Raw genomic sequence first — 9,796 nt, 5'->3', positions numbered from 1 at the left:
ACCCGTAGGCGTCTCGGCATCCCGCACCGGGCACTGGCAGGATGGAACGATCAGCGTCCGACAGAGGTGGTCCCCGTGACGAGTCCGTTCGCCAACCCGAACCGGCCCGGCGTCCCTCCCCGCCTGCCCACCCCGCCCACGGGGTGGCCGATCGGCTCGTACGCCACGTACGAGGAGGCGCAGCGCGCGGTCGACCACCTCGCCACCGAGGACTTCACGGTGCAGGACGTGATGATCGTCGGCGTGGACCTGATGCTCGTCGAACGGATCACCGGCAAGCTCACGTGGGGCCGCGTCCTCGCGACAGGAGCGGCGAGCGGTGCCTGGTTCGGCCTCTTCGTCGGCCTGCTCCTGACCCTCTTCAGCCCCGAGCCCGGTGTCACCGTCGGGCCGGTGCTGACGGGTCTCATCACCGGTGTGTTCTTCGGGCTCGTGTTCGCCGCGGTCGGGTACGGGTCGGCCAAGGGCAAGCGCGACTTCCAGTCCGCGTCCCAGTTGGTCGCCAACAGGTATGACGTGCTCTGTCACCCGAAGTCGGCCGAGAAGGGCCGTGACCTGCTCGCGAGGCTCGCGATGCGGCCTGCGAACCCGAGCTCTTAAAGGTCTCATAAGGTCATTGGTTCTGAATCGTTGCTTCCCTTGGTTGCGGCACCTGATCACCGGGCCTAGGTTCGGTTGACCGGTCAGCCGGGTGCTGCCGGTGGCACGAAGGGGTGCCGGGCGCTGCGGTCTGGCTCCTCCGTGCAGTCGGGAAGGAGGCAGGGCCGATGGGTGCGACAAGGCGCTATCGACTCGCGGCCGGAGTGGGAGCCGCGATGCTCGCGGCGGGGACTCTGACGGCGTGCGGGTCTGGCGACCAGGGCATCACCGTGAACGTCTACAAGTACCCCCAGGAGAACTTCCAGGCCATCGTCGACGCGTGCAACGCGAAGGCCGGCGGGCGGTACAACATCGTCTACAACAAGCTGCCGCGTGAGGCGGACGGCCAGCGCGAACAAATGGTGCGCAGACTCGCGGCCGAGGACGACAGCATGGACGTCCTCGGGCTCGACGTCACGTGGACGGCGGAACTCGCCAAGGCGGGCTGGATCAAGGAGTTCACCGGCTCCGTCAAGTCGCAGGTGGAGTCCGGCACGCTGAAGACGCCGCTCGACACGGCGACCTACGAGGGCAAGCTGTACGGGGCTCCGGACAACACCAACGTCCAGTTGCTCTGGTACCGCTCGGACCTCGTGCCCACGCCGCCGAAGACGTGGGACGAGATGATCTCCATGGCCGAGGCGCTGGTGGCGGAAGGGAAGCCCGGCCAGATCGTGGGGCAGGGAAAGCAGTACGAGGGGCTCGTCGTGCTGTACAACACGCTCGTCAACTCCAACGGCGGCACGATCCTCGACGAGAACGGCACCAAGGCCGTCGTCGACGACAAGGCCGTGGAAGCGTTGGCGGCGTTGAAGAAGCTCGCCACGTCGAAGGCGATCGACCCGTCGTTCTCCAACGCGGCCGAGGACAACGCGCGCCTCGCCATGGAGAACGGCAACGCGGCGTTCCAGCTCAACTGGCCCTACGTCTACGCGGCGGCGCAGAAGAAGCCGGACTTCGCGAAGAACTTCAAGTGGGCGCCGTACCCCACGGTGAGCGGTGAGCAGTCGAAGGTCACCGTCGGTGGGATCAACTACGCCGTCAGCAACTACACCACGAAGCCGAACGAGTCGTTCGACGCCGTGTTGTGCTTGCGCGGCGCCGAAAGCCAGAAGCTCGCCGCGCTCAAGGACGGTGTGCCGCCGACCATCGAGGCCGTCTACGACGAGCCCGAGATGGCCGAGGCGTACCCGATGCGCGACGACATCAAGGAGACGCTGAAGAACGCGAGTGTGCGGCCGCGCACGCCCGCCTACCAGAACGTCTCGACGGTGATCTCCACGATCCTGTCGCCGCCCGCGGGCATCGACCCGCAGGCCACGGCGGACAGGCTGCGCAAGGAACTGCAGGACGCTCTCGACTCGAAGGGGGTGCTACCGTGAGCCAGACGACGACAGAGGACACCGCGACGGGATCCGGTGCCTCACCGGCGCCCGTCGCGGCCAAGAAGAAGGTCGCGCTGAGCGAGGGCAAGAAGGCCGAGCGCAGGCTCGGCTGGCTCCTCTGCGCGCCCGCCGCGCTCACCATGATCGCGGTGACCGGCTGGCCGATCCTCTACTCGCTGCTGCTGTCGATGCAGAGGTTCGACCTCAAGTTCCCCGACCGGACCGAGTGGATCTGGTTCGACAACTACGTCACCGTGCTCAGCAGCCCGTACTGGTGGAACGCGGTGTGGGTGACGGTCGTGCTGACCGTCGTCACCGTCGCGATCGAGCTGGTGCTGGGCATGTCGCTCGCGCTGATCATGCACCGGGCGCTCGTCGGCCGGGGCATCGTCCGCACGACGACGCTGATCCCGTACGGCATCGTCACGGTCGTGGCCGCGTTCTCCTGGCGCTTCGCCTGGACGCCCGGCACCGGCTACCTCGCCGAGGCGCTGGGCGGCGACCCGGTGCTGACCGAGAAGGTGCCCGCGCTGATCGTCGTGAGCATCGCGGAGATCTGGAAGACCACGCCGTTCATGGCCCTGCTGCTGATGGCGGGCCTGGCGCTGGTGCCGGACGACCTCCTCAAGGCCGCGGCGATGGACGGCGCGAGCGGGTGGCAGCGGTTCATCAAGATCACCGTGCCGATCATGAAGCCGGCGATCCTGGTCGCACTGCTGTTCCGCACGCTCGACGCGTTCCGCATCTTCGACAACCTCTTCGTGCTCACCGCGGGCTCGCAGGGCACGTCGTCGGTGTCGATGCTGACCTACAACAACCTGATCAAGGGCTTGAACCTCGGTATCGGGTCGACCATGTCGGTCCTGATATTCATCATGGTCGCGATCATCGCGTTCGTGTTCATCAAGCTCTTCGGCACCGCTGCCCCCGGCAGTGACGACGGGGGGAAGCGCTGATGGCTGGAATCGGAGGAGCGGAGACCACCGGCAAGAAGGTCGGCTGGGGTGTCCTCAACGCGGTCGTCGTGATCTACGCGCTGTTCCCGGTGCTGTGGATCGTGTCGTTGTCGTTCAAGTCGTCGGCGACGCTGGCGGACGGCAACTTCATCCCCCGGGAGTGGAGCCTTGAGAACTACCAGAACATCTTCTCGACGTCCGAGTTCACGCGGGCGCTGATCAACTCCATCGGCATCGCGCTCATCGCGACCGCGATCGCCGTGGTGTTCGGCACGATGGCCGCCTACGCCATCGCGCGGCTCGACTTCCCCGGCAAGAGCCTGCTGGTGGGCGTCTCGCTGCTGATCGCGATGTTCCCGCAGGTCTCGCTGGTGTCCCCGCTGTTCGAGATCGAGCGCTCGCTCGGCCTCTTCGACACGTGGCCCGGCCTGATCCTGCCGTACATCACGTTCGCGCTGCCGCTCGCGATCTACACCCTGTCGGCGTTCTTCCGCGAGATCCCCTGGGAGCTCGAGAAGGCGGCGAAGATGGACGGCGCGACGCCGGGGCAGGCGTTCCGGCGGGTCATCGCGCCGCTCGCGGCACCGGGTGTGTTCACGACGGCGATCCTCGTGTTCATCTTCTGCTGGAACGACTTCCTGTTCGCGATCTCGCTCACCTCGACCGAGCAGTCGCGGACCGTGCCGGTGGCGCTGTCGTTCTTCACCGGCAGCTCGCAGTTCGAGGACCCGGCCGGGTCGATCGCGGCGGCCGCCGTCGTGATCACCATCCCGATCATCCTCTTCGTGTTGTTCTTCCAGCGCCGGATCGTCGCCGGCCTGACCTCCGGCGCCGTCAAGGGGTGAGTTGACCAATGGCAGAGATCGTTCTGGACAAGGTGACCAAGAGGTACCCCGACGGCGCTTTGGCCGTGCAGGAGGTCAACCTGGAGATCGCCGACGGCGAGTTCATCATCCTGGTCGGACCGTCCGGCTGCGGGAAGTCCACCACGCTCAACATGATCGCTGGCCTGGAGGACATCACCGACGGCGAGCTGCGCATCGGCGGGCAGCGCGTCAACGAGAAGGCGCCCAAGGACCGCGACATCGCGATGGTGTTCCAGTCCTACGCGCTCTACCCGCACATGACGGTGAAGGAGAACATGGCCTTCCCGTTGCGGCTGGCCAAGGTCGACAACGCGACGGTCGAGAAGAAGGTCAAGGAGGCCGCGGAGATCCTCGACCTCTCGCAGCACCTCGACCGCAAACCGTCCAACCTGTCCGGTGGCCAGCGGCAGCGCGTGGCGATGGGCCGCGCGATCGTGCGCAGCCCCAAGGCGTTCCTCATGGACGAACCGCTGTCCAACCTGGACGCCAAGCTCCGCGTGCAGATGCGCACCTCGGTGTCGCGCCTGCAGAAGCAGCTCGGCACGACCACGGTGTACGTGACGCACGACCAGACCGAGGCGATGACCCTCGGCGACCGGGTCGTCGTCATGCGCGGCGGTGTCGTGCAGCAGATCGGCGCGCCGCAGTTCCTCTACGACCAGCCGGCGAACCTGTTCGTCGCGGGCTTCATCGGCTCCCCGTCGATGAACTTCGTGCCGGCGACGCTGGAGAACGGCGCGCTGCGGTCGGTCATCGGCGACGTGACGCTGACGGACCGGGTCCGCCAGCTCGTCGAGGCCGCCGACGCGCCCCGCGAGGTGATCCTGGGCATCCGCCCGGAGCACTTCGAGGACGCGGCGCTGGTCGAGCCGGCCAAGCTGTCGGAGGGCGGCAAGTTCACGCACCAGGTGGACGTGCTGGAGTCGATGGGCTCGGACAAGTACGCCTACTTCAACCTCACCGGTGAGCAGGCGGCCTCGGCGGAGCTCCAGGAGCTCGCGGCGGACGCGGGATCGGACGACGTGCCGGGTGACGGCATCTCGCTCGTGACGCGGCTGTCGTCGGCGTCCGGCGCGGTGGAAGGAGCCTCGGCGGACATCTGGTTCGACGCGGACAAGGTGCAGCTGTTCGACCCGTCCAGCGGCAGGAACCTGACTTACACGGAACGGTGAATTCTCGTTTTGCGGGCCGTCTTCCCCATGCGGGAAGGCGGCCCGTTCGTGTCACTCGAACGAGTGAGGCACAAAGCCCTCCGTCCTCATGGGCCGATCAGTCCGGGGAAACTGCCGGGCTGAATTCACCCCGACCATTGGGCGCTCGGCAGCGACATCTCATCGAAACATGGAGTACGCGGCTCCGGAACGTCCGCACGCTTGTCGAAGGCGGCTACAGGACCACAGGGGGGTCAGGGGAACCGCCGCCCGAGTGAAAGAGAGCGTGCAATGGGGATCCTGGACGGAAAAGCTGTCGTCATCACCGGGGCGGGCCGAGGACTGGGTGAGGCCTACGCCATGCACGCCGCCCTCGCCGGCGCGTCCGTGGTGGTCAACGACAACGATGGTGACCTGGCAGAACGGGTGGCCGAGCACATCCGCGAGTTCGGCGGCCGAGCCGTCGCCTCGAACCACACGGTCGCGGACCCGAGCGAGGCGGCCAAGATCGTCGACCTGTGCCTGGACGAGTTCGGCCGCGTCGACGGCCTCGTGAACAACGCGGGGCTCAACTACGAGACCGCGCCGTGGGAGGACGATCCCGAGACCATCAAGCACGTGGTCGAGGTGAACGTTCTCGGCGTCATCTACACCGGAATCGCGGCGATGCGGGCGATGCGGGCCACCGGTGGCGGTTCCATCATCAACATTTCCTCCGGCGCGTCATTCGGCCAGCGCAAACTCGCCACCTATTCGGCGACCAAGGGCGCGGTGGCGTCGCTGAGCTACTCGTGGGCTCTCGACCTGGAATCCGAAGGCATCCGCGTGAACGCCGTGTGCCCCGTCGCGCACACGCGGATGGTGTGGAAGTCCGAACGCTCCCTGCGCGCCATCCCGGCCGACCGCACGCCGGGCAAGGTGGCGCCGCTGGTGCTGTTCCTGCTCTCGGACCGCGCCGAGGGCATCACCGGGCAGGTCATCCGGTGCAACGGCAGGCAGCTGCACATCGTCGGCCAGCCGTACTTCAAGCAACCGATCCTGGAGAGCGACAACTGGGACACCGCTTCGGTCGAGCGGGCGTTCACGGGCGTGCTGCAGGCGCACCTCGAACCGTACGGGTTGGAGAAGAGGATGCCTCCCCGGCTCCGTGCGCTGGTGGAGCCTTCGCAGACCGCCTGAGTGGGTGGGGGAGGCGTCGTTCGGTGCCCTGTCGGCGCCTCCCGCATCGTTTCGATCAACTGTGGACGGTCGCGCGCGACGCGGTGCTAGCTTCCGCGCGTGCCCGTGCTTCCCGCCTACGTCAACACCAATTTCGACGACGACGAACTCCTGCGTGCGGCCATCGCACTGGTGCACGGAGACCTCGTGCCCGCTCGCGACGTCCTCGCCGCCACCCGTGACCAGCCGCACCGCCGCGAGCTCGCGGCCGACGTGCTCGGCGCTGCGGGCACCGTGGTGCTGCCCGCGCTGGTGAAGGCGGTGAGGGAGCGGCCGGACGATGTCGACCTGGTGCTGTTGCTCGGCGTGGCGCAGGCCGCGGAAGGCTGGAAGTCACGGGGGGCCGCGTGGGCGCAGGACACGACCGCGGAGCAGTTCCGCGGCCTGGAGGCCTTTTCCCGACTGGCGCGCGAGACGCTGCACCGCGCGGCGGAACTGGCGCCGGACGACGCGGTGCCGTGGTCCGCGTTGATGTCGGTGGCCGTGGGAGCACCCAGGCACCGCAACGAGGCCGCGGAGGTGTACGACGAGGTCGTCAGGCGGGTGCCCGACATGGTCAACGCGACGCTGCGCCGACTGCAGTCGACGGCGGAGAAGTGGCAGGGCAGCCGGGGGGAGATGTCCGCGTTCGCCCGCGGCGGCGTCGTGAACCTGCCCGACGGACATCCTTTGCTGTGCCTGATCCCGATCGCGCACATCGAGGTGCAGTTGCTGAAGGAGTGGACCGGCAACGGGATGCTGCAGAGGTGGCACGAGCTGAGCGCCGTATACCTCAGGAGACAGCGAGCCGAGGTCGACGCCGCGTCCGACCGGTTGCTCGCCGGTCCTGACGGGCATCCGCACTCCTTGTGGGCACACCAGATCTTCTCGGTGTACTACTACGAGATCCGCGCGAAGGGCAGGCTTGCGAAGCACCTGGTGCGCGGCGGTGAACGAGTGATGCGGTGGCCTTGGGAGTACTTCGGCAACCCGAACGACCGCTTCCGCAAGGCCCGCGCGCTCGCTTCCCTCGGCTAGCTGTACTTGGTCATGAGGTTGGTGACTGAACGCGGCTGATGGGTGGGTGCCCGTTGAGTGCGTGGTGACCGCGTTCAGTGTTGTAGTGGTTGAGCCAGGGCGCCAGCGCTGCGGTGCGGGCGTCGTTGTCCAGGAAGATTTCGCGGTAGGCCCACTCGGTTTGCAGGGTGCGGTTGAGGCGCTCGACTTTGCCGTTCTGCCAGGGGCAATGTGGCTTGATGGTCTTGTGGCGAGCGCCGATCGCCGCGATCGCGGCGGCGAAGTCGCGGGAGATCAGATAGTTCTTGGCGTTATCGGTCAGGACTCGGTGAACACGTGGGATGCCTTGCTCGGCGAACCAGGCTGTGGCGCGGAGCAGGAACCCGGCGCAGGTGGTGCCGCGTTCGTCGGCGAGGACTTCGGCGTAGGCGAGCCGGGAGTGGTCGTCGATGGCGGCGTGGACGTAGTCGTAGCCCAGGCCGCGGCGGGAGCCGGGACGCAGGCCGCGGCCGTGAGCGCGCCAGCCGCCTCCGGGCGGGATCTTGCCGATCTTCTTGACGTCGAGGTGGATCAGGTCACCTGGCTGCGGGTGTTCGTAGCGGCGGGTGGTGTGTCGGCTGGCGCGGATGCGTTGCCCGGTCAGCGGATCGCACTCGGCCAGCCTCGGCACGCCATACCGGGCCAGCACCCGCGACACAGTGCGAGCGGGTACGCCGGTGCGGGCGCTGATCCGGGCCGGTCCGCACCGCAGCTCGCTGCGTGCCGTCACGATCTGCTGCTCCGTTCGAGCCGATGTCCGCGACGGTATGTGATGCGGTCGGCTGGACCGATCGGCCAGGCCGGCGGCGCCTTCGTCACGGAATCGGCGGACCCAGCGGTGCGCGCACTGCCGTGACACACCGAGCTCTTTGGCCACGTGGGCGACCGGTCTGCCCGCGGCGACCCTGGAAACCAGGACCAGGCGTCCGTGCACAGTCAGGCGGGCGTTAGCGTGTGCCATCGAGGCCTCCGGCTGTGGTGACTGACTTCGCAATCACCACCGCACCGGAGGCCTCACCCATGATCAAGCCAACACACCGTCACCAACGTGTTGGCCAAGTACAGCTAGCGCCAGGACGGGTAGCCCGGCGCGACCTCCGCGTAGCGCTCGCTCCACGCCGGCGGCGTCTCGTCGCGCAGGAAGGCGTTCGCGCGGTCGAAGAACGCGTGCGTGCCCGGCGCGAAGCCCTTGGCGTTGCGTTCGGAGAGTCCGGTGTGGGTGAACTCGAGCAGGGTCTCGTCGCCGTCGGCGGTGAGCTCGTAGCGCACGACGCTGTCCTCCACGATCCGCTGGTGCCACTCGTGTTCGAAGACCGCGTGGCCGTTCTGCGGCGGCTGCCAGGTGAGGATGCGGCCCGTCACGCGCTTGGCGTCCATCGGCGCGGGCGGGTCCTCGGGCTCGATGACGACCGATCCGCTCCGCGGGTCGACGGTTCCCTCGCCGAACCACGTCTTGCGCTCGGCGTCGTCGGTGATGGCCGACCACACGCGGTCGATCGGGAACGCGAACCTGCGGTGGAACGTGAGGGTGGCGTGCTCGCCGTCGACGGTGATGGTGCCGAGGTCGTTCATTCGTTCTCCAGGTGCTGTCGCAGTGCGTCGAGGTGGGTGCGCCAGAAGCGGCGGTACGGGGTGATCCAGTCGTCGATGCGTTGCAGGCCTTCGGGTTTGAGCGCGTAGATGCGGCGCTGGCCGTCGGGCCTGACCTCCACCAGTCCGGTCTCCCTGAGTACGCGCAGGTGCCGGGACACGGCGGGCTGGGTGAGCGACGGCAGGCTGTCGACGAGCTCGCCCGCGGTGCGCTCGCGTTCGGCCAGCAGCGTGATCAGGTGCCGGCGGTTGGGTTCGGCCACTGCCTCGAAGACGTCCACACCGGCATTTATAACGTTATGCGTATATACGCACAAGGTTATGCTTTAGGTTGGGGCGGTGAGAGAAGACCTCGACGGCCTGCGGGAACTCGTCCCGCCCCCTGCCCGGCCGCAGCTCGGTGACCAGACGTGGGAATGGCTGTTCACGAGGCTGGGTTCGCGACTTCCCGCCGACTACGTGGAGTTCATGGAGACCTACGGCGGCGGCGCGTGGGCCGGCTGGCTGCGGTTGTGGGCGCCGCTGGACGCCGGGGACATGGGGCTGGCGGCGTGCGCGGGAAGCCTGCTCGGTGCCGAACGGCAGGCCAGGGCGGAGTTCCCCCACCACTACCGGCTGCCGCTGTACCCGGAACCCGGTGGCTACCTCCCGTTCGGGGACTCGATCGACGGTGACCGGATCGGCTGGCTCACCTCCGGTTCGCCGGACGAGTGGCAGTTGGTGCTGATGCCGAGGCACGAGGACGAGGAGTCGCGGTTGTCCGGTTCGCTCGAGGGCACGGTGCTGCAGTGGCTCAGCGGGCGGCTGAGGGTGGCGGGGCTCTACCGGTTCGACAAGGACGAGCTGGCGGAGGCCGCTACGTTCCGCGTCTGGGGTACCTGATCACCGGATGAGGTGTTCGGGTGACGTTTGCGCACGTCACACGGATGGCTGCCGAAATTGTCGGTGGTGGCTGT

11 protein-coding genes are annotated in these 9,796 nt (G+C 67.7%); 8 read left to right on the top strand and 3 right to left on the bottom strand.

Annotation, left to right across the window (positions count from 1 at the left end; all coding sequences use genetic code 11):
- Positions 1-75: 75 nt before the first annotated feature.
- The 7 genes from ND450_RS27420 (at position 76) to ND450_RS27390 (ending at position 7,232) form a co-directional block, all read left to right on the top strand.
- Positions 76-600, top strand: coding sequence for a general stress protein (locus ND450_RS27420; RefSeq protein ID WP_371927421.1), 525 nt, complete (start codon positions 76-78; stop codon positions 598-600).
- 167 nt (positions 601-767) lie between these two features.
- Positions 768-2,021, top strand: a complete 1,254-nt coding sequence (locus ND450_RS27415) for an ABC transporter substrate-binding protein (RefSeq protein ID WP_253321462.1) — start codon at positions 768-770, stop codon at positions 2,019-2,021.
- Positions 2,018-2,980 (top strand): carbohydrate ABC transporter permease, encoded by a 963-nt coding sequence (locus ND450_RS27410; protein ID WP_371927420.1) that lies wholly within the window; start codon positions 2,018-2,020, stop codon positions 2,978-2,980. Before ND450_RS27415 ends, ND450_RS27410 begins: the two co-directional genes overlap by 4 nt.
- Positions 2,980-3,825: a carbohydrate ABC transporter permease gene (locus ND450_RS27405; RefSeq protein WP_089909827.1), complete on the top strand. Its 846-nt coding sequence runs from the start codon at positions 2,980-2,982 to the stop codon at positions 3,823-3,825. The genes ND450_RS27410 and ND450_RS27405 overlap by 1 nt, the downstream gene beginning before the upstream one ends.
- 8 nt (positions 3,826-3,833) lie before the next feature.
- Entirely contained in the window at positions 3,834-5,018 is a 1,185-nt protein-coding gene (locus ND450_RS27400; protein ID WP_253321461.1) for an ABC transporter ATP-binding protein, read from the top strand.
- Positions 5,019-5,288: 270 nt separating this feature from the next.
- Positions 5,289-6,176, top strand: a complete 888-nt coding sequence (locus ND450_RS27395) for an SDR family NAD(P)-dependent oxidoreductase (RefSeq protein WP_253321460.1) — start codon at positions 5,289-5,291, stop codon at positions 6,174-6,176.
- Between the two features lie 99 nt (positions 6,177-6,275).
- On the top strand, positions 6,276-7,232 hold the full coding sequence (locus tag ND450_RS27390; protein WP_253321459.1) for a hypothetical protein: 957 nt from the start codon (positions 6,276-6,278) through the stop codon (positions 7,230-7,232).
- Between the two features lie 10 nt (positions 7,233-7,242).
- Here ND450_RS27390 and ND450_RS27385 read toward each other — a convergent pair whose 3' ends face one another.
- The 3 genes from ND450_RS27385 to ND450_RS27375 form a co-directional block, all read right to left on the bottom strand.
- Entirely contained in the window at positions 7,243-8,211 is a 969-nt protein-coding gene (locus tag ND450_RS27385) for an IS481 family transposase (protein WP_253320933.1), read from the bottom strand.
- A gap of 104 nt (positions 8,212-8,315) precedes the next feature.
- Positions 8,316-8,822, bottom strand: coding sequence for an SRPBCC domain-containing protein (locus tag ND450_RS27380; RefSeq protein ID WP_253321458.1), 507 nt, complete (start codon positions 8,820-8,822; stop codon positions 8,316-8,318).
- Positions 8,819-9,121: a helix-turn-helix transcriptional regulator gene (locus tag ND450_RS27375; RefSeq protein ID WP_253321457.1), complete on the bottom strand. Its 303-nt coding sequence runs from the start codon at positions 9,119-9,121 to the stop codon at positions 8,819-8,821. The genes ND450_RS27380 and ND450_RS27375 overlap by 4 nt, the downstream gene beginning before the upstream one ends.
- A 58-nt stretch (positions 9,122-9,179) precedes the next feature.
- Here ND450_RS27375 and ND450_RS27370 point away from each other — a divergent pair, with 58 nt between their 5' ends.
- Positions 9,180-9,722 (top strand): SMI1/KNR4 family protein, encoded by a 543-nt coding sequence (locus ND450_RS27370; RefSeq protein WP_253321456.1) that lies wholly within the window; start codon positions 9,180-9,182, stop codon positions 9,720-9,722.
- Positions 9,723-9,796: the final 74 nt, after the last annotated feature.

Source organism: Lentzea sp. HUAS12 (genome assembly GCF_024125735.1).
Lineage (GTDB): Bacteria > Actinomycetota > Actinomycetes > Mycobacteriales > Pseudonocardiaceae > Lentzea > Lentzea albida.
Note: the sequence above shows the minus strand (reverse complement) of the source record. Positions and strands in the feature narration are given on the sequence as shown.